Source organism: Salinicola tamaricis, from assembly GCF_003006155.1.
Lineage (GTDB): Bacteria > Pseudomonadota > Gammaproteobacteria > Pseudomonadales > Halomonadaceae > Salinicola > Salinicola tamaricis.
Genome location: NZ_CP023559.1, coordinates 3,882,858 through 3,907,875 on the forward strand (window position 1 = coordinate 3,882,858; position 25,018 = coordinate 3,907,875).

Consider the following 25,018-nt stretch of genomic DNA (forward strand, 5'->3'; position numbering starts at 1 on the left):
TTTCCTACTCATTCACTTTAAGAACGGCGAGGAACGCATCCTGGGGGATCTCCACACGCCCCACCTGTTTCATGCGTTTCTTGCCGGCTTTCTGCTTCTCCAGCAGTTTCTTCTTACGCGTGACATCGCCACCGTAGCACTTGGCGGTGACGTTCTTGCGCAGCGCCTTGACCGTGGAACGCGCCACCACATGACCGCCGATCGCCGCCTGCACCGCGACATCGAACATCTGACGCGGGATCAGCTCTTTCATCTTTTCGACCAGTACGCGGCCACGGGCGTGGCGTGGTCACGATGGATGATCAGCGCCAGGGCATCGACGCGATCGCCGTTGATGAGAATGTCCAGGCGCACCAGCTTGGCCGGCTCGAAGCGCTCGAAGCTGTAGTCGAGCGAGGCGTAGCCCTTGGAGATCGACTTGAGTCGATCGAAGAAGTCCATCACCACTTCCGCCATCGGCAGCTCGTAGACCAGCTGCATCTGGTTACCCAGCACCTGCATGTCGAGCTGCACGCCGCGCCGATTGACGCACTCGCTGATGACGTTGCCGACGAACTCCTGCGGCACCAGGATGTTGGCGCGCACGATCGGCTCGCGCATCTCGTCGACGTTGCCCAGGTCGGGCAGCTTCGACGGGTTGGAGATGTAGACCAGCTCACCGTCGTCCATCAGCAGCTCGTAGATGACCGTCGGCGCCGTGGTCAGCAGATCGAGGTCGTACTCACGCTCCAGCCGCTCCTGGATGATCTCCATGTGCAGCGTGCCGAGGAAACCGACACGGAAGCCGAATCCCAGGGCGTCCGAGTTCTCGGGCACGTAGTCGAGGCGAGGCATCGTTGAGCGCGAGCTTCTCGAGGGCGTCGCGGAAGTCCTCGTAGTCGTCGGAGCTGACCGGGAACATGCCGGCGTAGACCTGCGGCTTGACCTTCTGAAAACCGGGCAGACGCGGTACGTCCTTGGTCTTGGCGTGGGTGATGGTGTCACCCACCGGCGCGCCGTGGATATCCTTGATGCCGGCGATCACGAAGCCCACCTCACCCGCGCGTAGCATGCCGGTGGAGTGCTGCTTGGGCGTGAAGAAGCCGATATCGGTCACTTCCCAGTCGCGCCCGGTCGACTTCATGTGGATCTTGTCTCCCTTCTTGAGGGTGCCATCGAACAGCCGCACCAGCGACACCACGCCCTGGTAGTTGTCGAACCAGGAGTCGATGATCAGCGCCTGCAGCTGGCCCTCGCGATCGCCCTTGGGCGGCGGGATGTCGCGCACCAGGCGCTCCAGCAGCTTGTCGATATTGAGCCCGCTCTTGGCCGACACCTGCACCGCATCGTGGGCGTCGAGACCGATGATCTCTTCGATCTCGTGGGCCACTTTATCCGGATCGGCCTGGGGCAGGTCCATCTTGTTGAGGACCGGGAGCACCTCCAGGTTCTGCTCGATCGCGGTGTAACAGTTGGCCACCGACTGCGCCTCGACCCCCTGCGCGGCATCGACCACCAGCAGCGCGCCCTCGCAGGCGTAGAGCGAGCGCGACACTTCATAGGAGAAGTCGACATGGCCCGGGGTATCGATGAAGTTGAGCTGGTAGGTATGGCCATCCTCGGCCTGGTAGTCGAGGGTCACCGACTGCGCCTTGATGGTGATGCCGCGCTCGCGCTCCAGATCCATCGAGTCGAGCACCTGCTCTTTCAATTCGCGCTCGCTCAATCCGCCGCACACCTGGATGATGCGGTCGGCCAGCGTGGACTTGCCGTGGTCGATGTGGGCGATGATCGAGAAGTTGCGGATGTACTTGAGCTGTTCGTTGCTTGCGGCGTCTGCCATTGAGTCCTTACCAGTCGTTGTACGCGCGGAAGGTCGCGCTCCCGAAGGGTTGCGCATCACGCGGTTGATGACGAAATGGCGGCATTGTACCGACATGGCTGTGCCAAGGACAGCGACCGCGTGCGCCGTCGCCGCGCCACATGCGACGAGCCCCCCGGGGGCGGGGCTCGTCGGGCATGCGTGTGGCTCACATCACTCTTTGTTGTCGTGAGCCTTGAGCCGTAGGGCGACGAACAGCGAGTTGCCGTCACGCGAGATGCGCACCGGTACCGCGCGGTCACCGTCGACCTGCTTGACCGCCTTGACCAGCGCTTCGGCACTGTCCACCGGCTTCTGATCGAAGCTGACGATGACGTCGCCCGGCTGAATGCCGGCGGCGGCGCGGCCGCACCGCGCGGATCGACCGACGCACCAGCACGCCGCTGTCGGACCTCGAGCTGCTGCTTCTCCTGGGCGCTCAGGTCGCTGATGGCGATGCCCAGCTTGGTCTGGTCGTTTGGTCGACTGTCCGCCAGACGAACCATCGGTGCTCAGCGATTCGGGCCAGTCACCCACGGTGACATCGATGTTGCGGTATCGCCGTCACGCAGGACCTTGAGCTTGATCTCCGCGCCCGGGGCGAACTTGCCGATGATCCGCGGCAGCGTGGTGGAGTCATCGACGGCATCCCCGTTGACGCTCAAGATCACATCGCCAGCCTTGAGTCCGGCTTTCTTGGCCGGGCTGTCGTCGCTGACGTCGGAAACCAGCGCGCCCTTGGTGTCATCGAGCCCGAACGACTCGGCCAGATCCTTGGACACCGGCTGGATCACCACACCCAGCCAGCCGCGGCTGACGTGACCTTCAGTGCGCAGCTGATCGGCGACGTTCATCGCCACGCTGATCGGAATGGCGAAGGGAGAGCCCCATGAAACCGCCGCTGCGGGTATAGATCTGGGAGTTGATACCCACCACCTGACCATCCAGGTTGAACAGCGGACCGCCCGAGTTGCCCGGGTTGATAGCGACATCGGTCTGGATGAACGGCACATAGGTATCGCTGGGCAGGGTGCGGTTGATGGCACTGACGATGCCCGCGGTGACCGAGTGGTCGAAGCCGACGGGGAGCCGATCGCCGCCACCCACTCACCGACCTGGAGCTCATCGGAGTTGCCGATCTTGAGCGTCGGCAGATCCTTGGCGTCGACCTTGAGCAGCGCCCACGTCAGTGCGCGGGTCGGAGCCCACAGCTTGGCCGGAAGTCACGCCGATCGTTCAGGCGCACCATGATCTTGTCGGCGTTCTTGACCACATGAGCATTGGTGAGGATGTAGCCATCGGAGCGGATGATGAAACCCGAACCGAGCGACTTGCGCTCCTCCTCGCCACTCGGCGCGCCGGGCATCGGTGGCATCTGATCGCCGAAGAAGCGGCGGAAGATTTCGGGGACATCCTGCTGCCCGAAGGGGTCGTCGGAGGCGCTGACCGTGCTGGTCGTGGAGATGTTGACCACGCCCGGCGCCGCCTGCTTGACCAGTGCGGTGAAATCCGGCAGGTCGCTGGCGCGAGCCGCCTGCGCCGAGAGCAGCGCCATCATCAGCACCAGCCAGGGAGCGAACCATCTTGTCATACGTTCCATTAAACACTCCTAACACCATGAAGACTCGTCGCGAGCCATACGTTTGCGATGGCCGGACCCGGCGAGAGATAACGCGGTCACAATGAACCCCGCCCAGGACACGGCGCCAGTGGCCACATGCCGCCGCCACTCTTTCATTGATGCGGAAAAAACCGAAGAGTTCAACGGGATGTAAAGATTCTTTACCGACGGGCAAGCGCACCGGGTGCCCTTTTTGAGGGACGAAGACCCAGCGGCGACAGAACTCGTGACAGAAGCTCAGAAACGCGCGGGGCGCGGCTGTCTCGCGACGGCCGCGCCCCGTTGGCGACGTAGAGGTGCGCCTTAGCGCGTGGCGGAAGCGTCGATCGCGTGGAGCTGGCTGGCGTAGTTGCCGGAGCCGTGCAGCAGCCCCAGGTCACCGTTGCCCAGGGTGCGTCGCGCCAGGTAGGACTGCAGCGAAGCGCCCTGCCCCTGCTCCAGATCGGCGTCGCCGCTGGCGCTGAACAGCGGCAGCATGACGTCATCACCGATGGTCATCAGCCCGTGCTGCTCGCCACCAGCGCCAGCACCAGCCATCGAGAAGATCGGCATGCCACTGGAGGCCGGCGCGCGCATCGACGCCGGAATCACGCCGCTTTCACCGCCACCGGCGGGTAACGCGAAAGCGGGCTGCGCGCTGCCCGCCGGAGCAAGCGACTCACCGCTGGAAGCGATGTCGGACGGTACGGCGGCATCACCGCCGAAGCCGTTGTAGACCTGCACGCCGGTGATCACCATCAGCGATACCGCCGCGGCCACCGCCGCGCCACCCATGAAGGAGAACGAGTGGCGACGGGACGCCGCCGGCGTCTCGGCCACGCCGGGCGCCGGCTCATCGGCGATCGCCGCCATCACGTCAGCGGAGATATCGATATCCACCACCGCTTCGCGTTCACGCTGCATCATGCTGCGCGCCAGATGGTAGCGCCGCCAGGTGTCCGCCTCACCGGAAGCCGTCTCCATCTGCTTGAAGACGCGCCGGAGATCGAACTCGTCGCCCTCGTCGTCCATCAACGCGGAAAACGACTCACGTACCTGCTTCATAGTCACACCCTCACACTCGGCCAGTGCCTTGCCCGTGATCGCTGCCGGCAGCGTCGCCGGGCAACGACATCAGTGTCTCTTTCACACTCTATGACGCCACAGGCGCGCGACAGTTCATTTTCGATTCATGTTTATTTGCAGATCGAACACGCTACCCGCTGCCCATGCGTCAGCCATCGTTGGCGACATCGGAATTCCCCCGCTCCAGCAGCGGCTGGATATGCTTGTCGACCGCCTCCCGCGCGCGAAAGATGCGCGAGCGCACGGTGCCCACCGGGCACTCCATGATGGTGGCGATATCCTCGTAGGAGAGGCCATCGAACTCGCGCAGGGTGATCGCCGTACGCAGATCGTCGGGCAGGTTGTCGATCGCGGCGAAGACCGCTGACTCGAGCTGATCGCGGGCGATGGACGCCTCGGGAGATTCGATATCGGAGAGCCGCCCGCTCTGATCGATCACCTCGGCGTCGGCGATGTCGAGATCGCTCCCCGGCGGGCGCCGACCACGGGAGACCAGATAATTCTTGGCGGTATTGATGGCAATGCGGTACATCCAGGTATAGAAGGCGCTTTCGGCACGAAAGCTGCCAAGGGCCCGATACGCCTTGATGAAGGCCTCCTGGGCCACGTCCTGAACTTCGGCATGGTCCTGCACGTAGCGGCCGATGAGCCCCAGAATCTTGTGCTGATACTTCTTGACCAGCAGATCGAAGGCCCGGGTATCCCCCTTCTGGGCTCGCTCGACCAGCTGCTGATCGGTCTCTCTGGCACCCATTCAGGCACTCCACCGGTTCATGGGCGCGGCACATCGGGACAACAGCGGGTGACGATCGGGGTATGACGGTGACAATACGCTCATGATTCAACCTGGAGCCGTGGGACTCGCGATTCATTGACAGGCGTGCAACTTATAACAGAACCCCGGTTTTTAACAGAAAGCCGGAGGGGGCACGCGGTGAAAGCCTGCCAGTCTTGCCGTTTTGGCGCCCGCCATCAAGTCATCGGCCAGCGTCAAGCGACCGCCCCTGGCGTGCGGGAAGTTGATTTTTGCCCGTCGCAGCCGCCATAGTACGCGCTCTACACGCAGACGCGCGCCCTTCGATAGCGCCGTCTCCCCAGCGCGAACAACCGCAGATTTCAACGGGCCCAGAATGTCGGAACAGCAGGTCAACAATCTCAACGTCCTGGCACAGGACGTTCTGATATCTCCCGAAGTGCTCAAGCAGCACATCCCGCTCAGCGAGGCCGCCGAGCGCACGGTCATCGAGGGTCGTCAGACCATCCAGCGCATTCTCGATCGCGAGGACCCGCGCCTGCTGGTGGTGATCGGTCCCTGCTCGATCCACGACCCCGAGGCCGCCCGCGACTATGCCCGGCGCCTGCGCCAGCTCGCCGACGCGGTGAGCGACAGCCTCTATATCGTGATGCGTGTCTACTTCGAGAAGCCGCGCACCACGGTGGGCTGGAAGGGCCTGATCAACGACCCCCATCTCAACGACTCGTTCGAGATCGAAGAGGGGCTGCACATCGCACGCCGCCTGCTGGTGGATCTGGCCGAGATCGGCCTGCCGCTGGCGACGGAAGCGCTCGACCCGATCTCGCCGCAATATCTGCAGGACTGCATCAGCTGGTCGGCGATCGGCGCCCGCACCACTGAATCCCAGACCCATCGCGAGATGGCCTCAGGGCTCTCCGGCCCGGTCGGTTTCAAGAACGGCACCGACGGCAGCCTGGACGTGGCGGTCAACGCACTGCAATCGGTGGCCAGCCCGCACAACTTCCTGGGTATCGATCAAGCCGGCAAGGTCGCGGTCATCCGCACCCGCGGCAACGCCTACGGCCATGTGGTGCTGCGCGGCGGCAACGGCAAGCCCAACTATGACAGCGTCAGCGTCACCCTGGCGGAGCAGGAGCTGGCCAAGGCCGGCCTCAAGGCCAACCTGATGGTCGACTGCTCCCACGCCAACTCCAACAAGGACCCGGCACTTCAGCCGCTGGTGATGGAGAACGTGACCCACCAGATCCTCGACGGCAATCGCTCGATCATCGGTCTGATGATCGAATCCAACATCGGCTGGGGGGCGCAGAAGATTCCCGCCGACCGCAGCCAGCTCGAGTATGGCGTGTCGATCACCGATGCCTGCATCGACTGGCCCACCACCGAGCGCAGCCTGACCCAGATGGCCGAACAGCTCGCACCAGCGCTCAAGGCACGGCTCGCTACCCAAGAGTGAGCCAGCCAGGCCCTGACACGCCGACGCCCGCTGATGACAGCGGGCGTCGGCGTGTCAGGGCATCGGGAAGGTGAGTACTCGTGCTGATGTCGGCGACAGCACAGGCCAGATCAGGCCGGCGTCTCCCTGACCACACCCTCGATCTCGCGCCGAAAGGGCGGCAGCGCGTCCAGCAGCGCCTTGCCGTAGCGCCGAGTCAGCACACGGCGGTCGAGCAGCGAGATACGCCCGCTGTCGTTCTCCTTGCGAATCAGCCGGCCGCAGGCCTGGACCAGCTTGATCGAGGCGTCCGGCACCGAGATGCGCATGAACGGATTGCCTCCCTGGCTCTCGATCCACTCCGCCAGCGTCGCCCCTACCGGATCGTCCGGCACCGAGAACGGCAGCCGGGTGATCACCACATGGGTGAGATAGCGCCCCGGCAGGTCGATCCCCTCGGCGAAGCTCGCCAGCCCGAAGATCAGGCTGCCCTGCCCCGCATCCACCGCCTTGCGATGACGCGCGAGCAGCTCGCGTTTGGGCAGCCGGTCCTGGGAAAGCAGGCGCGACGCCCAGGGCTCACCGAGCGCCTCGGCGACGCTCTTGAGCTGCTTACGCGACGAGAACAGCACCAGAATCGCCTCATCGTCGTCGCGCCCTTCGATGAACTGCACGATGGCGCGGTCATGGGCCACCGGATCGCCGGGCTCCACCGCTTCGCGCGGCACGCTGAGGGTGGCGCGGGAGTAGTCGAACGGACTCGGCAGGCGCTGATAGCGGTAGCGATTGGCCAGGCCGGCACGCTCCTGTAGCCGCTCGAACCGGTTGAGCGCGGTCAGCGTGGCCGAGGTCACCACCGCCCCGTAGCAGGTTCCCCACAGGTGGCGTGCCAGAGTCTCGGCGGCGGAGACCGGGCTGGCCGAGAAGGTCAGCTCGGGCTCGCTGCCGAAACGCTCGAAGGTGAGCCAGCGCGCCTGGGGCTTCTGGTCCGGCGGATCCTCGCTGGCCATGGCTTGCCACAGCGCGTGGGCGTCCAGGGCGCGACCGTGGAGCAGCGCGCTCAGCGGTAGCCAGGGTTCGGCCTGCTCCCGTGACAGCCCGGTGGACTTGTCCGGATCCAGGCTCTCGCGCAGGATCTCGGTCATCGTCTCCAGGTCACGCGACAGCGCCGCGAACGGGATCACCAGCTGCTGCGCCAGCGCCATCAGCGGTGCCGGCGCACGGCCGTTGGCGAAGCGATGGTGCCGGGTCTCGTCCCCCGCCCCCTGCTTGAGCCCGGCGATCTGATGCCCCATGGCGTAGGCCTCGCCGAGGCTCGGCTCGAGCGCCGCGATCCGTTCGGGAAAGGCCGCCAGCAGGCGCGCCAGGGTCGGCTGGGCGGCGAGCGCGGTATTCAGCTCGGTGAGCGACTTTTTCAGCGTGCGCAGCCAGCGCAAGGTGCCATTGACGGCGAAGCGGTGGTGGAAGTGATCCAGCGCCTTGTCCGGAAGATGGTGACCCTCGTCGAAGATATAGATGCACTCTTTTGGCGGCGGCAACACCATGCCGCCACCGAGGGCAAGATCCGCCAGCACCAGATCGTGATTGGCGACCACGATGTCGGCCTGCTCCAAATGCCGCCGCGAGCGGAAATAGGCACAGGCACCGAAATGACCGCAGCGACGGTTGGTGCACTGGCGATGGTCGACAGTCAAGCGACGCCAGTCGCGGTCGTCGATCGCCACCGGCCAGCTGTCGCGGTCGCCCTCCCACTTGCCCGAGGCGTAGGTATCGGCCATCTCCTGGATCAGCTGCGGGAAGTCGCCGCCGGCATCGGTAGCGATGGTCTGCTCGAACAGCGACAGCGTGGGATTGGGCTCGCTGCCCTCCAGCGCCTGGTCGAGCTTGGCGACGCACAGATAGCGCCCGCGCCCCTTGGCCAGGGCGTAATCGAAATCGAGCCCGCTATGTTCGCGCAACCGCGGCAGATCCTGATTGAGCACCTGCTCCTGCAGCGCCACCGTCGCGGTCGCCACCACCAGCCGTTTGCCGCGCGCCTTGGCCACCGGCAGCGCCGCCAGCAGATAGGCCAGCGTCTTGCCGGTACCGGTACCCGCCTCGAGCACACAGACGTGCTCGTGAGAGGTGCGCCGCCCCTGGTCGTCGTGCTCGATCCCGGCCAGGGTGCGCGCGATCTCCGCGATCATCAGCCGCTGGCCATAGCGCGGCGTGAGCTCAAGACCCTCGAGCGTGCGTCGATAGGCGTCCTGAATCTCCTGCTTGAGCGTCTCGTCGAGCATGCGGGTTCCGGGCAGGCCGGCCTGTGTGGGGAAGGCAGGGTGACCGCTCACGGGGGTGAGCGGTCAATCGGGGTGGCTTAGACGAGCATCGACTCCGGCGGCTGCTCGCACGGCAGCTTGTCCTTGATGTAGGCCTCGATCTCGGGCAGCGAGAACGCGTCCTCCTCACCGACGAAACTGATCGAGACCCCCTTGGCGCCAGCGCGACCGGTACGGCCGATACGGTGCACGTAGTCCTCCGGATCCTCGGGCAGGGTGTAGTTGACCACGTGGCTGACATCTTCGATATGGATGCCACGCCCGGCGACATCGGTCGCCACCAGCACCTGGATCTCGCCGTCGCGGAACTTCTCCAGCGTACTGATGCGCTGATTTGCGGCACATCACCAGAAAGCATCGCCACGTTGATGCCCGACTCGCGCAGCGTCCCATCGAGTTCACGCACCAGGTCGCGGCGGTTGCCGAAGACGATCACGCGCTCCATCGACTCCTGCTTGAGCAGGTTGATCAGCAGTCGGCGCTTGTCGCTATCGCTGACCAGGTAGACGCGCTGATCGATGTTGGCGGCGTTCTCGGTGGTGACCTCGATCTCGACGTGGGCCGGGTTATGCGTCCACTGCTCGGAGAGATTGAGAATATCCGGAGTAAAGGTCGCCGAGAACAGGAAGGTCTGACGTTCTTCTCGCTTGGGCGTGTAGCGGATGATGCGCTTGACGTCAGGGATGAAACCCATCGACAGCATGCGATCCGCTTCATCGAGCACCAGCACCTCGACCTGGGAGAGATCGATGTCGCGCTTCTGCTGGAAATCCAGCAGTCGGCCCGGGGTGGCCACCAGGATGTCCAGGTTCTTGACCAGCTGTTCGCGCTGCTTCTGGTAATCCATGCCACCGACCACGCTCGCCACGTTGAGCGCGGTGAAGCGCGCCAGTGCCTTGGCATCTTTTTCGATCTGCAGCGCCAGCTCGCGGGTGGGCGCGACGATCAGCGCACGCGGCGTGCCCGGCTTCTGGCCGTCCGGCGCCTCCTCCTCGAGGAAATAGGCGAGCATCGAGATCAGGAAGGCGGCCGTCTTGCCGGTGCCGGTCTGGGCCTTGCCCACCACGTCGCCGCCGAGCAGCGTGTGCATCAGCGCTTCGGCCTGGATCGGGGTGCAGTACTCGAACCCTTCGGCGTGGATGGCGCGCATCAGCGCCAGCGGCAGATCGAAATCGTGGAACCGCCAGCGGCCGGCCACGGGCGCGACCGGGAACTGATCCAGCGACCAGCCGGTGGCGTTGCGCGACTGCGATTTACGAGGCTTGCGTCGACGCCGCTTGGGTCTGCGGTTCTGTGCCGGTGCCTGGGTGTTGTCCGACTCACTCATAGTTATGACGAATGTCCGAATTCGATTGACGATGAAGCCCGCGCGGATATGGAGAGCCGCCGAAGCAGTGCTGGCGCTCGATCCGACACCGCCATTCGGCGCCGCCGTTGGCGGCAGGCCGAGACCCGGCGTCGGCGCGGGCAAGCCCCTAGTGTACCAGCCTGGGTGCGTGACGTCGCCAGCCGGGCAGCGAGCCCGGCCTGTCAGCCGCGGTGGGGCCTGTTAGAATGGACGGCATGAGACGACAACGCCCCCGGCACTCAGGCCGCGGGCGCCGCTAGCAAAGGCCGCGTGAATGACTCGCAGAAAGAAGACCCGCTCCCTGGCCGACAAGGTCAGCATCCGCACCGGTAAGCGCAAGGATTACCGCCGCTGGCGCCATGAGAATCCTGACGAGGTCACCTCGTCGCGCCGTTACGTATCCAAGAAGGATCAGCAGCGCAAGGCCCAGGCCGAGCGCAAGCTGAAGCGTCAGAGCGTAGCGCCACTGCCGCTGCACAAAGCCGATACCAGCCAGGAGGATACCGACTGATGCGCCTGGTCTCGTTCAACATCAACGGTATTCGCGCCCGCCTGCATCAGCTGGAGGCGCTGGTCGAGGCCCACGATCCGGACGTGATCGGGCTGCAGGAGACCAAGGTCCAGGACAGTGAGTTTCCGCGCGAGGCGGTCGAAGCCCTTGGCTATCACGTCCACATCCACGGTCAGAAGGGTCACTACGGCGTCGCGCTAATGACCAAAGCGCGCCCGGAGCAGGTCCACTATGGCCTGCCGGACGACCCCGAGGACGCCCAGCGACGGCTGATCGGTGCCACGCTGGCAATGCCGGACGGCCGCCCGCTGACGGTGTGGAATGGCTACTTCCCGCAGGGCGAGAACGTCGCCCATCCGACCAAGTTCCCGCACAAGCGCGCTTTCTATGCCGGGCTCAGCGCACTGCTCGAGGCGCGCCATGATCCCGCCGAACGCCTGGCCATCATGGGCGACTTCAATATTTCACCACAGGATATCGACATCGGTATCGGCGAGGAGAACCGCAAGCGCTGGCTGCGTGAAGGCAAGACCAGCTTTCAGCCGGAAGAGCGCGAATGGCTCGAGCGGCTCAAGGCATGGGGACTGAAGGATAGCTACCGCCTGTGTCATCCGGACAGCAGCGAGCTGTTCAGCTGGTTCGACTACCGCTCCAAGGGGTTCGATCGTGAACCCAAGCGGGGGCTGCGTATCGACTACATCCTGGTTACCGACCCGCTGGCCGAAGCCACCCGCGCCGCCGGCGTCGACTACGCGCTGCGCGGCATGGAGAAGCCCTCGGACCACGCTCCGGTGTGGAGCGACTTCGCGCTCGAGTGAGCGCCTAGGGAAGCGTTGAATAAATCGCCGAACGAGATGAAGGACAAGGCGCACGGAACGCAGAAGGCGAGACATAACATGGGGTTAGGCGAGCCTTCAAGTACCGCGCAACGTAGTCATTCGCTCGTGCAGGCATTTATGCGGGATTCCCTAGCCTTGGCCCAGCGACGCCAGCCACGCCTGGGCCTGGCTCTCCCCCGCCGCCACTGCCCGTTTCAACGCCCGGCGTGCCAGTTGCGGCCGCTCCAGCGGGCCGCGCAACGCCCATCAGCAGCCAGTCGCGCCTTGGGCAGCCTGCCCGACGAATCACCACTTCCGGTCTTCTGGGCAGCGTTCTGGTCGACTTTATTCCGATCAACGTCGTCGGCGGGCACGATCTGACTTAGTGCGTCGAGCACCACCTGCCACTCGCCCCAGCCGTAGGCGGTCTCGGCCAGTTGGCGCCAGTCCGCTGCGCTCCCAGTCAGGGTAGCCAGCGCACGCCACGCTGCCAGGGCCTTGTCGTGTTCGCGCGCGGCACTCCACGCCTGCGCCTCCAGGCGTAGATTGGCCTCGGAACGTGGCAGCTCGCCGTCCGCCAGCCAGCGCGCCAGATACTCCCCCGCGCGAGCGGGTGTCCCACCGGCGATATGTAGTTCGGCCAGTTGCACCAGATCCTGCGGCCGGGTCAGCACGCCGCGGCGCCAGCCACTCTCCCAGATCGCCGCTGCGCGCCCGGAGTCGCCCGCCTGCTGGGCCAGGCCGGCGGCGCGGCGCCAGACCTGCGGCGAGTCGGCATCGTCACCCAACAGCGCCAGAGCGTCATCGAAACGGCCACTGTGTTGATAGACCGTACTGGCGAGCTGGCGCTGGTCAGCGTCCCAGGAGGCGCTACCCGATGCGTGCAGGCGATCGAGAGAGTCGGCTGCCGCCTGCCACTCACTCAGGGCGGCGCGCGTGCGCACCAGCAACCAGCGCGACTCGGCGTCGCCACCGCTGGCCTCGACCCAGCGCGTGAGCAGGTCGGCCCCACGCTCGCGCTGGCCGGCCGCAAGGCGCAGCTGCGCCTCCTGGCGTAGCCAGGCCAGCCGCCGCGCCGCCGGGACCTCAGCGATGCCGCGGGCCGTGGCCAGGCGTGCCGCCGCCGCCGCACTGTCCCCCTGGCGCGCCAGGGCGCTGGCTTCGAGCTGCAGAAACAGCGCCCGGGCCCAGCGATCGGCGGCATTGCCGCCATCGAGACGCGCCGCGGCGGCCTCGGCGCGCGACGCCACCGCGGCGTTGTCGCCCGCGGCCAACTGCTGCTGCAGCGACTCGAGCGACGCAATCATGCTGGAACGCAGTGCGGGCCCTTCGGCCAGTGCCGGCGTGGCCGCCAACAGCGCCAGCAGCAGGAGCGCGGCGCCATATCGTCGCCGCTGCCCCCTGGCAGCGCCGACGCAACGACAGTCGGCAATGTCGGAGACCGCGTTGACAGTCCGGGCGGCATCCGCGGAAGGGATGACAATCTGTGGCGCGTCCATGGTCAACCTTGCAGTTTGAACTCGATACGCTGGGTGGCGCGGCGCACATCGTCCGCCGGCGGGAAGCGCCAGCGTGCTACCGCCTCCTCCACCGCGCGGTCGAACACGTTGGCCGGCTCGGCGTCGATCACCCGCAGGCTGCCGCCGTCAACGCGGCCATCGGGCTGGATCACGAAGCTGACCTCGACATAGCCCTCCAGGCCGCGCCGTTGCGCCCGCGCCGGATAGGTCGGATTGACCCGACTGGTCGGCTGCAGCTGCCCCACGTCCCGCGGCGCGGCCTGCGTACCCTTGGGCGTCGGCTGCGCGGCCTGCCCCTGGGCCTGGCTGGGCGCCGGTGACGGGCTGGGCTGCGGGCTGGGCTCGGGACGCGACTCAGGTTGCGACTGAGGTTGTGGCTCAGGCTTGGGTCGAGGCGTCGGTCGTGCCTCGCTCAGCTCGGGCAGAGAGGCGTCGAGCGTCGGCACCGGGGTCTGCGGCTGCGCCACCTGGGGCTCGGGCACCGCGATCTGACTAGGTGTCGGCGCCGGCGTCGGAGCCGCGACCGGCGGCGGTGGTGGTGCGGCTGGGGGGGGCGGTGGCGCCGAAGCCGCGCTCGTCGCCGGGGTCTGCGCCTGCTCCGGGGCTTCGACCATAGCGATCGGCGCCGCGCTGACGATCTCCTGATCCCTCGGCGCCGGCGGTGCCACCAGCAGCGCCAGGAGGTAAAACAGCACCAGCGCCAGTGCGCCACCGGCGACCAGCCCCACCAGCCTACGCATCAGCCAGCGCCCCGGTTGGCCGCTACGGCGACGTTGTCGACCCCGGCCTGGCGAATGCGATCCATCACCTCGAGCAGCAGCCCCGTGGTCGAGCGGCGATCGGCCTGAACCACCACGCTACCATCGCCGGAAACCAGCGCCGCCACCTTGGCGCCGACCCGATGCGCATCGACCGCCTCACCGTCGACCCACACCGCGCCATCCTGGGTGATCGCCACCAGCACCTGAGTGTCGGGGCGCGCAGTCGCCTCACTCGACTGCGGTCGCTCGATCTCCACCCCACTCTCCTTGATGAAGCTGGTGGTGACGATGAAGAGATCAGCATGATGAAGACGCATCCAGCATCGGGGTCAGATCGATCCCGGTGGTATCGTCGCTCGCTTCCCGCAGGCGCCGCCTACGCATGGGCATCCTCCACCGCGCGGGCCATGCGATCGTGCAGTCGCTGATCCTCGCGCCGAATGATCTGTTCCAGTCGGGACACGAACAGCAGCCCGACCACGGCCACGGCCATGCCCACCAAGGTGGGCAGCGTGGCGCGGGCAACGCCGTCGGCCATCGCCCGCGCCTGGCCGCTATCGCTGAGCGAGAGACTATCGAACACCTGGATCATCCCGGTGACGGTGCCCAGTAGCCCCAGCAGCGGGCATATCGCCACCAGCAGCTTGAGCCAGGGCAACGGCTGGCGCAGCCGCGCCAGCAGTTCGCGGGTCCACACCTCGCGCAGGGTGAGCGCGCTCCAGCTGACGTGATCGCGGCGCTGGATCCAGGCATCGATCAGCGCCCGACGGGCACGGCGGTGGGTGACGCGCCAGTAGATCAGACGCTCCAGCGCCAGCGCGAACAGCGCCATGGCGACCAGCATGATCACTACCAGGACTCCGCCGCCGGCGCCGATCAGCCAGCGGAGCGGTTCAAGCGTGAACGCCACGATGGCTCTCCTGATCCTGACCTGTGGCTTCCAGGTGCTCGGCCAGAACCGCACTGGCGCGCCCCTCGAGCAGCCCGACCAGCCGCCGGCTGCGGCTGCTCAGCGCGGTATTGACGAACAGCAGCGGCACCGCGGTGATCAGACCCAGCACGGTGGTCACCAGCGCCTGGCTGATCCCCCCGGCCATCAATTGCGGATCGCCGGTGCCGAACACGGTGATCGACTGGAAGGTGATGATCATCCCGGTGACCGTCCCCAGCAGCCCCAGCAGCGGTGCCACCGCGGCGATCAGCTTGACGATCGGCTGGCCGCGCTCCAGGCGCGGCTGCTCTGCCAGCAGCGCCTCATCAAGACGCGCCTCTAGGGCTTCCGGGGCATGGCTCGGGCCCAGCGCACCGAAGCGCCCCAGTACCCGCCCGAGAGGGTTGTCGTCACGCAGCCGCTCGGGGTCGCGCAGCTGACGCCGCATGCGCGCACTCACCTGGAGCAGGTAGAGGTACTGCGCCAGCGCCACCAGCAGGCCGACGGCGCCCAGACCTACGATCACGTAGCCGACATAGCCCCCCTGCTGAAAGCGCTGCCACAGGCTGGGCTGCTGGGCGATCGCCTGCAGCACTTCGCCATCGGTGGGATCGAAGAAGAAGCGCTCGCCCTGCCCGGCCTGGAAGTCGCGCAGCGCCGACCGAACATACCCGGGGGTATGCGGGAAGACATCGAGCGGCAGCTTGGCGTCGCTATCACGCGCCAGCAGATCGCCCTGGCTGAAGGCCACGCTGTCGCCCAGGCGCACCACTGGGCGCACCTGCACGTCGCCATCGGCCGCCGCCACTGGCGCCTCAAAGCTTACGCCGCGGGCGCTCTCCGCGATCAGCGCAGCGAGATCGCCGCGCAGCCGATCGAGGGTGTCGATATCGATCAGCCCACGATCATCCAACCGCGGCGGCAACTGCGCCGCGCCGCCTAGCGTCAGCCAGCTATCGCCGAGGGCATCGCGCAGCTCGCCGGCCTGCTGCTTGATCACCTGTGACACCGCTTCGATATCGGCGGCATCACCGCCTCGTTGCTGACCCAGGTCGGCCAGCGTCTGGCGCTGCTCGCGCTGGCGCTGTTCCAGTTTTTCGCGTTTCGCCTGTGCCGCCGACAGTCGTTTCTCGGCGTCCGCCACCGCCGCGTCGAGCTTCTGGCGGTCATCTACCAGCGCGGCCAGGCGTGCATCGTCCCGCGCCTCGGCCTCGCGACTATCGGCCTGGAAGCGCGCCAGCACCTCCTGCAGCGTATTCGGCGCCTCCGCTTTGGCCTGGCTCTTGGGAGCATCCTGGGTCTGGGCGGGTGTCGACTCCTGGGCCTGAGCTTGGGGCGCCATCAGCACCGCCAAGGCCAGCGCGACCAGCGCGCCCGCCCCCGGGCCATGAGCGTATCCATGGTCATGACGCCGACTCCTGTTCCTGTTCTGGCGCCGGGACATCCGCCTGGGGCGCATCTGACCGGGAAGTGCCCGCTGCCGTCTTGTCATCGGCCGTCGCCGGCGGCTGCCCGGGCACCACACTGATAGAGGCCGGCAACGCCAGCAGTGCCGGGGCGGCCTGGTCACGGGCGATACGGATGCCCCGGCGCACTTCATCGATCTGAGCCCGATCGAGGGGCTCCCAGCGCTGGCTCGCGACCTTCCACACGCCACCGGCGTGACCGTCGGGAGTGACATAGTAAAAGCCGGTGCGCCCCACCCGCAGGTAGTCGACCTGGCGCGCATAGTCGCTGCCGGCCTTCGCATTCGGCGCGCGCTCACCCGTCAGCGCACCGCTCCACTGGTCCATCTGGCGACCGTAGTCGAGCTCGGTGCGCCACACCGAAAAGATCTTCTGCAGCTTCTCGGCCTGGGAGGTTTCATCGCTGGCGAGCATCTTCTCGAGGGTATCGACTCGCGCCAGGCGCTCCTGGCGCGAAACGGCATGTCGGCCTCGATCATCCACGCAGCTGCTCGACCATCTCGCGCATCTCCCCCGGCAGCGCCTCACGCGTGGTCGAGATCTGCGCCAGCGCCCGTCGCTGCGCCTCGATGCGCTTGGCCTGATCCGCGACCACCGGCGCCAGCTCGGCGTTGTAGCGCTCCAGGCGATCCGCCTGACGAGTGGCACGGCGCAGCTGCTCGAGGGCTTCGCGGGTGGCGTCGTCGGCGCTGTCGATGCGCCGCTGCAGCGCGGCCTGAGTCTGCTGCGCCTCGATGCTGGCCTGACTGAGCGAGTCCTGAGCCGGGGCCTGAGTAGCCACGCCGACAAGACTCGCGGCGGCGAAGCAGAGCGCCGTGAGACGACGGTGGCTTCGCTGACGCGGGGAATGCAACACCACGCGATCTCCTTACGAATGGGCCTGAAGCCGTGGGAGTGGGCCTGAAGACGTGACAGAACCGCCTCGGAGCGGTGCGACAGCGTCGAAAAGTGATGAGCCGAGCTAGAGGACGACAACCTAGTAAAAACAAGAACAATTATCAATCAGTATCCAGGCCCTGCATCGACCTTCCGAGTGCTCGCGTGCATGAAAACCGCGCGCATAAAAAAGCCGGCGCCCTAAGGCGCCGCTCTGGCCACGATCAACCGTGGCTTACAGCTTCTGCTCCAGCGCCGGCAGGAGCTCGAACAGATCGCCGACCAGGCCGTAATCGGCCACCTGGAAGATCGGTGCATCTTCGTCCTTGTTGATCGCCACGATCACCTTGGAGTCCTTCATCCCGGCCAGATGCTGGATCGCACCGCTGATGCCCACCGCGATGTAGAGCTCCGGGGCGACGATCTTGCCGGTCTGCCCCACCTGCATGTCGTTGGGCACGAAACCGGCATCGACCGCCGCGCGCGAAGCGCCGATAGCGGCACCCAGCTTGTCGGCGATCCCTTCGAGCAGCTTGAAGTTGTCGCCGCTGCCCATGCCGCGGCCACCGGAGATGACGATCTTGGCACTGCCCAGCTCGGGACGATCGCTCTGGGCAAGCTCTTCGCCGACGAACCGGCTGCTGGTGTTGCTCACCTCGGCGCTGATTGGCTCGATCGCGGCACTGCCGCCGTCGGCCACGGCGTCGAACGCAGTGGTACGCACCGTGATCACCTTGAGCGGGTCGCTCGAGCGCACCGTGGCGATGGCGTTGCCGGCGTAGATCGGCCGCTTGAAGGTGTCGTCACTGACAACCTCGAGAATGTCGGAGATCTGGGCCACATCGCGCAGCGCCGCCAGCCGCGGCAGCACGTTCTTGCCGGTGGTGCTGGAGGCCGCCAGCACATGGGTGTAGTCATCGGCCAGTGCCACCAGCAGCTCGGCCAGCGGCTCGGCCAGCTGGTGCGCGTAGACCGCATCGTCGGCCACCCGCACCCGGCTGACACCGTCGAGGCCGGCAGCGGCTTGAGCCACGGCGTCGACCCCTTCGCCGGCGACCAGCACGTCGATGTCGCCACCGATCGCGCGTGCCGCGGCGACCACGTGTGCCGTGCCTGCCGCCAGTTCGCCGTCATGCTGTTCGGCGAGAATCAGAATGCTCATGCCAGCCGCTCCCTTCAAAGCACTTTCGCTTCGGTCTTGAGTTTCTCCACCAGCTCGTCCACCGAGCCGACCTTCACACCACCCTTGCGCTCGGCCGGAGTCTCGACCCCGAGCAGCTCGAGCCCACTCTCGACGCTGACACCCAGCGCTTCCGGGGTCTTGCTCTCGAGCGGCTTCTTCTTGGCCTTCATGATGTCAGGCAGCTTGGCGTAGCGCGGCTCGTTGAGGCGCAAGTCGGTGGTGACCACCGCCGGCAGCGTCAGTGCCACCGTCTGCAGACCGCCATCGATCTCGCGGGTGACGTCCACACTGCCTTCCTTGACGTCGACCTTCGAGGCGAAGGTGCCCTGGGGCATGCCGGTGAGTGCCGCCAGCATCTGGCCGGTCTGGTTGTTGTCGGTGTCGATGGCCTGCTTGCCTAGGATCACCAGATCCGGTTGCTCTTCATCGACCACTGCCTTGAGCAGCTTGGCCACCGCCAGGGACTCGACCCGCGCCTCGGTCTCGACATGAATGGCGCGATCGGCGCCCAGCGCCAGCGCGGTGCGCAGCTGCTCCTGCGCGGCCTTGGGACCGACGGTGACGGCGACGATCTCGCTGGCCACGCCCTGCTCTTGAGCCGCACCGCCTCTTCGACGGCGATCTCGCAGAACGGGTTCATGGCCATCTTGACGTTGGTCAGATCGACATCGGAGTGATCCGGCTTGACGCGGATCTTGACGTTGTAGTCGATGACGCGTTTGACCGCGACGAGTACTTTCATGGATGTCCTCGCAGGCTGAAGAAAAGATCGGCGCGAGGCGGAAGACGGCACTGACCTGGCGGCAGGCAAAAGCCGGCCGTCATGCACGACACGAACGCGATGCTTCCGCCGAACCGATTGACGCGAAACAGACTCGCGTCAAACGTGGCCGGGGTCAATCCGCCAGTGGTCCCATCCCGCGGCGGCGCGGCCGGATCAGGGACAACGGCGGCGTAAAAGTGCGATGATAGCCCATTATCGAGCGCGGCCCGAAGCCACGCCTTGGCATAAGCAAAGCGCGCGACGTCATAACGTCGAGACGCGCGGGCACAAGCCCCATAACAGGCCGCGGCCGGCGCGAGGGCCGGGCCGACAATACCGTAGCGCTAGCAAGGAGAATCGGTTTGGAACGCGAATCCATGGATTTCGATGTAGTCATCGTCGGCGCGGGGCCGAGCGGACTGGCGGCAGCCTGCCGGCTGATGCAGCAGGCCCAGGCGGCAGAGCGCGAACTTTCCGTGTGCGTGGTCGAGAAAGGCTCCGAGGTCGGCGCTCATATCCTCTCCGGTGCCGTGCTCGAGCCGCGCGCCCTGGCCGAACTCTTCCCCGACTGGGCCGAGCGCGGGGCGCCTTTGAACACCGCGGTCACGCGTGACGATCTCTATCTGCTCAAGGACGCGGAAAAGGCACAGAAGCTGCCCGGCGCGCTGGTGCCCAAGAGCCTGCACAACGTCGGCCATGGCACCCAGAACTACATCATCAGCGCCGGCAACCTGTGCCGCTGGCTGGGTGAGCAGGCGGAGGCCCTGGGAGTGGAGATATTCCCCGGTTTCGCCGCCCAGGAGGCGCTGATCGATGAAGACGGCATCGTGCGCGGCATCGTCACCGGTGACATGGGCGTGGCCGCCGACGGCAGCGAGGGCGCCAACTACATGCCGGGCATGGAACTGCGCGCCAAGTACACGCTGTTCTGCGAAGGCGCCCGCGGGCATATCGGCAAGCGCCTGATCGAGCGCTTCGATCTCGGCCGGCCGCGACCCGCAGCACTATGCCATCGGCTTCAAGGAGCTGTGGGACGTACCCGCCGAGCAGCACGAGCCGGGCCTGGTGGTGCACGGCTCCGGCTGGCCGCTCACCGACAAGGCGGCCGGCGGTGACGGTCACGGCGGCTGGTTCCTCTACCATGGCGACGACAACCAGGTGATGGTGGGGCTGATCGTCGACCTGAGCTATCGCAACCCCTATCTGTCGCCGTTCGACGAGTTCCAGCGTCTCAAGCACCACCCGCAGCTCAAGCGCTACCTCGAGGGTGGCAAGCGGGTCGCCTACGGCGCGCGGGCGATCGCCAAGGGCGGCGCCAACTGCCTGCCCAAGATGACCATGCCCGGGGCGCTGCTGCTCGGCTGCGACGCCGGCACGCTCAACTTCGCCAAGATCAAAGGCATCCACACGGCGATGAAGTCCGGTCTGGTCGCCGCCGAGAGCGTGTTCGAGGCGCTCGCCGAGGATGATGCCGGCGGCCGAGAGCTCACCGCCTTCACCCAGGCGTGGGAGTCGAGCTGGGCGTGGCAGGAACTGCAGGCCAGCCGCAGTTTCGGCCCGGCGGTCCATCGCTACGGTACCCTCGGTGGCGGCGCCTACTATTTTGTCGACCAGCTACTCGGTGGCGGCAAGCTGCCCACGCTGCACGACACCACACCGGATTACCGCCTCACCCCCGCCGCCGAGGCCACCCGTATCGACTACCCCAAGCCGGATGGCAAGCTCTCCTTCGACAAGCCCTCTTCGGTGTTCCTCTCCAACACCAATCACGACGAGGATCAGCCCTGCCATCTGCGCCTGACGGATCCCAGCATTCCCATCGAGAAGAATTTGCCCGAATACGCCGAGCCGGCACAGCGCTACTGCCCGGTCGGGGTCTACGAGGTGGTCGAGGAGAGCGACGGCCCGCGGTTCCAGATCAACTTCCAGAACTGCATCCACTGCAAGACTTGCGACATCAAGGACCCGGCACAGAACATCACCTGGGTGGCGCCGGAGGGCGGTGGCGGCCCCAACTACCCCAATATGTGATGCGGGCCGGACCAGGCCCGCAGCGGGAGTCGCCAGGCTCGATCGAAAACGCCGACCAGCGCACTGTTTTGCCGGCCCTGCCTAGGCGGGGCCGGTGGCCACGGGCCGCCCGGCATCCTCGATCCACTCGCTCCAGGAGCCGACATAGAGCCGCGGCAGCGCCAGGCCGGCCACCGCATAGGCGAGGATGTTGTGGCACGCGGTCACCCCGGAGCCGCAGTAGGCGGTCAGCCACTCTGCCTGGGGCAGGGTCGCGGCCAGCGCTGCCGGTGACTGGAAGCGGCCATCGGCGGCAAGATTATCGGCGCAGGGGTGACACAGGGCGCCGGGGATATGACCGGCCACCGGATCGAGGGGCTCCTCCTCGCCGCGGAAGCGCGAGGCAGCCCGGGCGTCGATCAACTGACCGCCCTCAGCCGCCAGCCGTTCCAGGCCGATCCAGGCCGTGTCATGATAGTCGGGCTGCCAGGCCGTGGCACCGGCCGCCGCCTCACGCGATACCTCGTTCGGCGCCAGGGGTACCGTCTCCCCCGCCGCCGCCTGCCATACCTGAATGCCGCCATCGAGCACGCGCACATCCGGGTGCCCCGCCCAGCACGCCAGCATCCACCAGCCCCGCGCCGCTGCCAGCCGGCCACCCTGATCGTCGAACACCACCACGGCTCGCCCAGGCGTCACGCCGAGACGCAAAGCGTCGCCGTGAAGTCCGCCTGTGACGGCAATGGATGGCGGCCGCCGGCGCCGGATGCTGCCGACATGTCGCGTTCGAGATCGAAGCGGCGGCTGCCGGGCAGGGTCACGGCAGCCTCGGCGCTGTCCTGACGAAAGGCACGGCAATCGAGCAGCAGTGGCGGCTGGGAGGTCTGCAGCTGGGCTTCGAGTGCTTCGGGAGTGATCAGTACCGACATGGCGCAACGCCTCAGGCATGGGAGTCACCCATGCTGCGCCGTGCCGCACTCGCTGTCGAGTCGACTCAGGCAATCCGCGCCAGGGGCGCCCGCGAGGCGATCAGCCGGCGCCGCCCGGCGCCCTCGAAGCGCACCTCGATCACCGGATCGGCAGGATCGCCCTCGACCAAGACCACCTCACCGGCGCCGAAATTGGCGTGATGGAGCCGCTCACCGACCTGCCAGCCCGCTGCCGGCGCGACAGTGGCCATCTCGCGCACAGGCGTCGCGCCAACTGGCAGCCGACACGCTCGAGTAGCGCGCCACCAGCGCCGGCTCGCTGACGCTGACACCGCCTCACTCTCGCTGGCCAGCGCCTGACCGACGCGCTCGCACTCCGCCACTGCGCTCTCGGCGAGAAACCGGCTGGGGCGATGTTCGCCGCCATCGTGCAGCAGCAACAGTCGCTCACGGGCCCGGGTGATGGCGACATAGTAGAGCCGACGCTCCTCCTCCAGGCGTTGGGGCGAGAGCGGATTGTCACGGCTGAAGTGAGGGAAATCCTCCTCGTTGAGACCCCACAGCATGACCAGCGGCCACTCCAGCCCCTTGGCCCCATGCACGGTACTGATCAGCACGCCATCGGGGCGGTTCTCTACCGGATTGCGCAGCAGCTCGATGAAGGCGTCGGGGTCGTTGGCCAGCTCGCCGGCCTGCTCGATCAGCACGTCGAGCAGGCGCACGTCGTCGTCCGCCTTTTCCCGTCTTGATGCCGAGCGGCGCAGCACCTTTTCGGCGTCGATCGCCTCGATCACATGGGCCAGAAGCTTCGCCGGCGGCCAGTTGCCCAGCCTTGGCAGCTCGCACAGCAGCTGCCAGCGGCGCTTGAGGTGGCGCCGCTGGCCGGGTTTGAGCCCTGCCAGTAGCGGATCCTCCCGCCCCGGCCACTGCTGGGTCGCGGCTAGCGCCTCGCATAGCCGCCGCACGCGCTCCTGGGCAACGAAGGTGGTGGGCTGCGAGAACAAAAGCCCCAGATGTCCCGGGTCCTGGAGGCGGTGTGGCTCCCGCGCCAGCTGGAGATAGCCGGCCAGGGCCTGAACCAGCGGCAGGCGGAAGACGAAGCGCGACTCCTGGGCCAGGCGGAACGGAATGCCCGCGCGCAGCAGCTGCAGCTGTACCGAGACCGACAGCGACCAGCTGCGCACCAGCACGCAGGCCTCGTCGTGGCGACGGCCGGCCGCCTGCCAGCGGCCCAGTTCGTCGAGCAGCGCCGCAGCACCCACGCCGCTGCCGAGCCGTGTCTGCGGATTGCCCGGCGCGGCCAGACACAGCTGATCGCTGCCCTGGGCGTTGCCGCGAATCGCATGGTTGGCTGCCAGCGCCAGGCGTGGCCGTGGCGGAAGGTATACGAGAGCGGGTAGTCGCTGGCGCCGCCGAACAAGCCATCGAAACGCGCCTGCATGGCATCGGCGCGGGCACCACGCCACTCGTAGATGCACTGATTGGCATCGCCCACCGCCATCACCTGGGCCTGCTCCCCGGCGAGTAATTTCAACAGCCGCAGCTGCGACTCGTTGATGTCCTGGTACTCGTCGACGATGACGTGGTTGAGATAGCCCTGAACCCGGCGCCGCGCCTCGGGCTCGGCCTCGAGACAACGCAGCGGACGGTAGAGCAGATCGGCATAGGTGATGCTGCCGGCCGCCTCGAGCAGCGACTCGGCGATGGCGAAGGCCTCGATGAAGTGGCGTTCGCCCGGGGTGTAGTCGAGACGCTCGAACAGCGCCGCGGGCTCTGCCATCTCGGCCTTGACCAGGTCGCAGAACTGGGCGAAGGCCTCCACCCGCTCGGCCTCCAGCGCCCCCTCCTGGGTGTCGGCATCGGCCTGGGCGAGGCTCTGGGCCACCGCCTGGCGCAACAGTCGCTCGTGCTGCCAGTCTGCCTGCAACAGCTGCCGCGGCGGCAGAAAGCCCCAGCGGGTGAGACTCTGGGTCAGGCGATGACCAATCGAGTGAAAGGTTCTCACCTCGGGCAGCGCCACCCCCGCTGGCGCCTGCCGCGCCAGCTTGTCGCGGAAGTCGTCACGCGCCGCACGGTTGAACATCAGCACTAGCAGCCGCCGGGGTGACTCACCGCTGGCGAGCAGATGCAACACCCGCCGTACCAGAGTGGTGGTCTTGCCGGCACCGGCCACCGCCGCCACTCGGGCGTGGCCGCCGGCGTGGCCGACCACGGCGCGCTGCTCTTGGGTCAGCGCCGAGCGGCCCGCGTGGGCCTCCTCGGCATGAATGGCCTCGGCATGACTGCCCTCGCTCATGCCCCGCCCTCCGCCAGCCGGCCCAGGGGCTGCCACACCCCGTCGCTGGTGAGGCCCAGCTCGGGGCCGCACCACTCAGCGACCTCGACCAGCCGGTAGTAGAGATTGCGGTGCAATCGCGCCTCGAGGCCGTGGCGCACCGGCAGCGCCGGCCGCCACTCACCCTGGGGATCCGGCGCCAGCTGCAGGCGATGTGCCGCCCCCAGACGCAGCCGCTCGCCCCACTGCAGAGCGATAGACCAGCCGTCGGCATCGGCCTCGGCATCGACCGCCAGCAGCGGGCGATCCTCGACCCGGATTCGCAGCTTCTCGGCCGGGGTCACAAGATAGTAGTCGCCGTCGCTCTCGCGTCGCAGCACGCTGGCGAGCAGGCGTACCAGCTCGGGGCGGCGGATCGGCGCGCCTTCGTGGATCCACTCACCGCCGGCAGTGATCAGCAGATCCATGTCACCGCAGAACGCCGGATCCCACTGGTCGAGTGGCGGCACGCCGCGGGCGTCGAGCTGGCGGAATAGCGAATCCAGACGCATGGGGTGGCTCCTGATGAGAGTGGCAAGAGGCTAGACGAAC

At 66.9% G+C, this 25,018-nt stretch carries 20 protein-coding genes and 6 pseudogenes; 4 read left to right on the forward strand and 22 right to left on the reverse strand.

The window, feature by feature from the left end; all coding sequences use genetic code 11:
* Positions 1 to 4: 4 nt before the first annotated feature.
* The 7 genes and pseudogenes from lepA to rpoE form a co-directional block, all read right to left on the reverse strand.
* Positions 5 to 1,822: pseudogene (lepA, locus tag CN538_RS17905) on the reverse strand (translation elongation factor 4).
* Between the two features lie 192 nt (positions 1,823 to 2,014).
* Entirely contained in the window at positions 2,015 to 2,149 is a 135-nt protein-coding gene (locus CN538_RS23575; protein WP_242495346.1) for a hypothetical protein, read from the reverse strand.
* A 203-nt stretch (positions 2,150 to 2,352) separates the two neighbouring features.
* The gene (locus CN538_RS23580) at positions 2,353 to 2,694 is read right to left on the reverse strand and encodes a PDZ domain-containing protein (RefSeq protein ID WP_242495348.1); all 342 of its coding nucleotides are present in this window, start codon (positions 2,692 to 2,694) and stop codon (positions 2,353 to 2,355) included.
* On the reverse strand, positions 2,666 to 2,947 hold the full coding sequence (locus CN538_RS23585) for a trypsin-like peptidase domain-containing protein (protein WP_242495358.1): 282 nt from the start codon (positions 2,945 to 2,947) through the stop codon (positions 2,666 to 2,668). The genes CN538_RS23580 and CN538_RS23585 overlap by 29 nt, the downstream gene beginning before the upstream one ends.
* Positions 2,948 to 3,026: 79 nt before the next feature.
* Positions 3,027 to 3,440 (reverse strand): trypsin-like peptidase domain-containing protein, encoded by a 414-nt coding sequence (locus tag CN538_RS23590; RefSeq protein ID WP_242495360.1) that lies wholly within the window; start codon positions 3,438 to 3,440, stop codon positions 3,027 to 3,029.
* A gap of 324 nt (positions 3,441 to 3,764) precedes the next feature.
* Positions 3,765 to 4,505 (reverse strand): sigma-E factor negative regulatory protein, encoded by a 741-nt coding sequence (locus CN538_RS17915; RefSeq protein ID WP_106420312.1) that lies wholly within the window; start codon positions 4,503 to 4,505, stop codon positions 3,765 to 3,767.
* A gap of 169 nt (positions 4,506 to 4,674) precedes the next feature.
* Entirely contained in the window at positions 4,675 to 5,280 is a 606-nt protein-coding gene (gene rpoE, locus CN538_RS17920; RefSeq protein ID WP_035470046.1) for an RNA polymerase sigma factor RpoE, read from the reverse strand.
* Between the two features lie 376 nt (positions 5,281 to 5,656).
* On the opposite strand from rpoE, the gene CN538_RS17925 reads away from it, so the two are divergent.
* Positions 5,657 to 6,739, forward strand: coding sequence for a 3-deoxy-7-phosphoheptulonate synthase (locus CN538_RS17925; RefSeq protein WP_106420313.1), 1,083 nt, complete (start codon positions 5,657 to 5,659; stop codon positions 6,737 to 6,739).
* Positions 6,740 to 6,849: 110 nt separating this feature from the next.
* Here the strand turns inward: CN538_RS17925 and dinG are convergent, their stop codons facing one another.
* On the reverse strand, positions 6,850 to 8,997 hold the full coding sequence (gene dinG / locus CN538_RS17930) for an ATP-dependent DNA helicase DinG (RefSeq protein ID WP_106420314.1): 2,148 nt from the start codon (positions 8,995 to 8,997) through the stop codon (positions 6,850 to 6,852).
* A 77-nt stretch (positions 8,998 to 9,074) separates the two neighbouring features.
* Positions 9,075 to 10,363, reverse strand: a pseudogene (locus tag CN538_RS17935) (DEAD/DEAH box helicase).
* 295 nt (positions 10,364 to 10,658) lie between these two features.
* Here CN538_RS17935 and CN538_RS17940 point away from each other — a divergent pair.
* Together CN538_RS17940 and xthA are read left to right on the forward strand one after the other, a co-directional pair.
* Entirely contained in the window at positions 10,659 to 10,895 is a 237-nt protein-coding gene (locus CN538_RS17940; RefSeq protein ID WP_106420315.1) for a hypothetical protein, read from the forward strand.
* Positions 10,895 to 11,713 (forward strand): exodeoxyribonuclease III, encoded by an 819-nt coding sequence (xthA, locus tag CN538_RS17945; RefSeq protein WP_106420316.1) that lies wholly within the window; start codon positions 10,895 to 10,897, stop codon positions 11,711 to 11,713. Before CN538_RS17940 ends, xthA begins: the two co-directional genes overlap by 1 nt.
* Positions 11,714 to 11,928: 215 nt before the next feature.
* On the opposite strand, the gene CN538_RS17950 is transcribed toward xthA, so the two are convergent.
* The 9 genes and pseudogenes from CN538_RS17950 to CN538_RS17985 form a co-directional block, all read right to left on the reverse strand.
* A complete protein-coding gene (locus CN538_RS17950; RefSeq protein WP_106420317.1) occupies positions 11,929 to 13,212 on the reverse strand; it encodes a tetratricopeptide repeat protein in 1,284 nt (427 codons plus the stop codon).
* Positions 13,213 to 13,214: 2 nt separating this feature from the next.
* A complete protein-coding gene (locus CN538_RS17955; RefSeq protein WP_106420318.1) occupies positions 13,215 to 13,973 on the reverse strand; it encodes a TonB family protein in 759 nt (252 codons plus the stop codon).
* Positions 13,973 to 14,378 (reverse strand): annotated as a pseudogene (locus CN538_RS17960) (ExbD/TolR family protein). Before CN538_RS17960 ends, CN538_RS17955 begins: the two are co-directional and overlap by 1 nt.
* A complete protein-coding gene (locus CN538_RS17965; RefSeq protein WP_106420702.1) occupies positions 14,371 to 14,838 on the reverse strand; it encodes a MotA/TolQ/ExbB proton channel family protein in 468 nt (155 codons plus the stop codon). Before CN538_RS17965 ends, CN538_RS17960 begins: the two are co-directional and overlap by 8 nt.
* Before the next feature lie 49 nt (positions 14,839 to 14,887).
* Positions 14,888 to 16,267 carry a MotA/TolQ/ExbB proton channel family protein gene (locus CN538_RS17970; protein WP_106420703.1) on the reverse strand — a complete coding sequence of 460 codons (1,380 nt, stop codon included), beginning with the start codon at positions 16,265 to 16,267 and terminating at the stop codon, positions 14,888 to 14,890.
* Positions 16,268 to 16,328: 61 nt separating this feature from the next.
* Entirely contained in the window at positions 16,329 to 16,874 is a 546-nt protein-coding gene (locus CN538_RS25630) for a DUF3450 family protein (RefSeq protein WP_340638178.1), read from the reverse strand.
* Positions 16,867 to 17,250 carry a DUF3450 family protein gene (locus tag CN538_RS25635; RefSeq protein ID WP_340638179.1) on the reverse strand — a complete coding sequence of 128 codons (384 nt, stop codon included), beginning with the start codon at positions 17,248 to 17,250 and terminating at the stop codon, positions 16,867 to 16,869. Before CN538_RS25635 ends, CN538_RS25630 begins: the two co-directional genes overlap by 8 nt.
* A 252-nt stretch (positions 17,251 to 17,502) precedes the next feature.
* Positions 17,503 to 18,429 (reverse strand): electron transfer flavoprotein subunit alpha/FixB family protein, encoded by a 927-nt coding sequence (locus CN538_RS17980; protein WP_106420319.1) that lies wholly within the window; start codon positions 18,427 to 18,429, stop codon positions 17,503 to 17,505.
* 14 nt (positions 18,430 to 18,443) lie between these two features.
* A pseudogene (locus CN538_RS17985) lies at positions 18,444 to 19,192 on the reverse strand (electron transfer flavoprotein subunit beta/FixA family protein).
* A gap of 398 nt (positions 19,193 to 19,590) precedes the next feature.
* On the opposite strand from CN538_RS17985, the pseudogene CN538_RS17990 reads away from it, so the two are divergent.
* A pseudogene (locus tag CN538_RS17990) lies at positions 19,591 to 21,244 on the forward strand (electron transfer flavoprotein-ubiquinone oxidoreductase).
* A gap of 81 nt (positions 21,245 to 21,325) precedes the next feature.
* On the opposite strand, the gene CN538_RS17995 reads toward CN538_RS17990, so the two are convergent.
* The 4 genes and pseudogenes from CN538_RS17995 to CN538_RS18005 all read right to left on the reverse strand — a co-directional run bounded on the left by CN538_RS17995 (position 21,326) and on the right by CN538_RS18005 (position 24,978).
* Positions 21,326 to 21,898 (reverse strand): sulfurtransferase, encoded by a 573-nt coding sequence (locus CN538_RS17995; RefSeq protein ID WP_242495361.1) that lies wholly within the window; start codon positions 21,896 to 21,898, stop codon positions 21,326 to 21,328.
* Between the two features lie 20 nt (positions 21,899 to 21,918).
* Positions 21,919 to 22,152: a rhodanese-like domain-containing protein gene (locus tag CN538_RS23595; protein WP_242495363.1), complete on the reverse strand. Its 234-nt coding sequence runs from the start codon at positions 22,150 to 22,152 to the stop codon at positions 21,919 to 21,921.
* A 65-nt stretch (positions 22,153 to 22,217) separates the two neighbouring features.
* Positions 22,218 to 24,448: pseudogene (locus tag CN538_RS18000) on the reverse strand (ATP-dependent helicase).
* Complete coding sequence (locus CN538_RS18005) at positions 24,445 to 24,978, reverse strand: DUF1285 domain-containing protein (protein WP_106420320.1); 534 nt, start codon at positions 24,976 to 24,978, stop codon at positions 24,445 to 24,447. The pseudogene CN538_RS18000 and the gene CN538_RS18005 overlap by 4 nt, the downstream one beginning before the upstream one ends.
* Between the last annotated feature and the right edge of the window lie 40 nt (positions 24,979 to 25,018).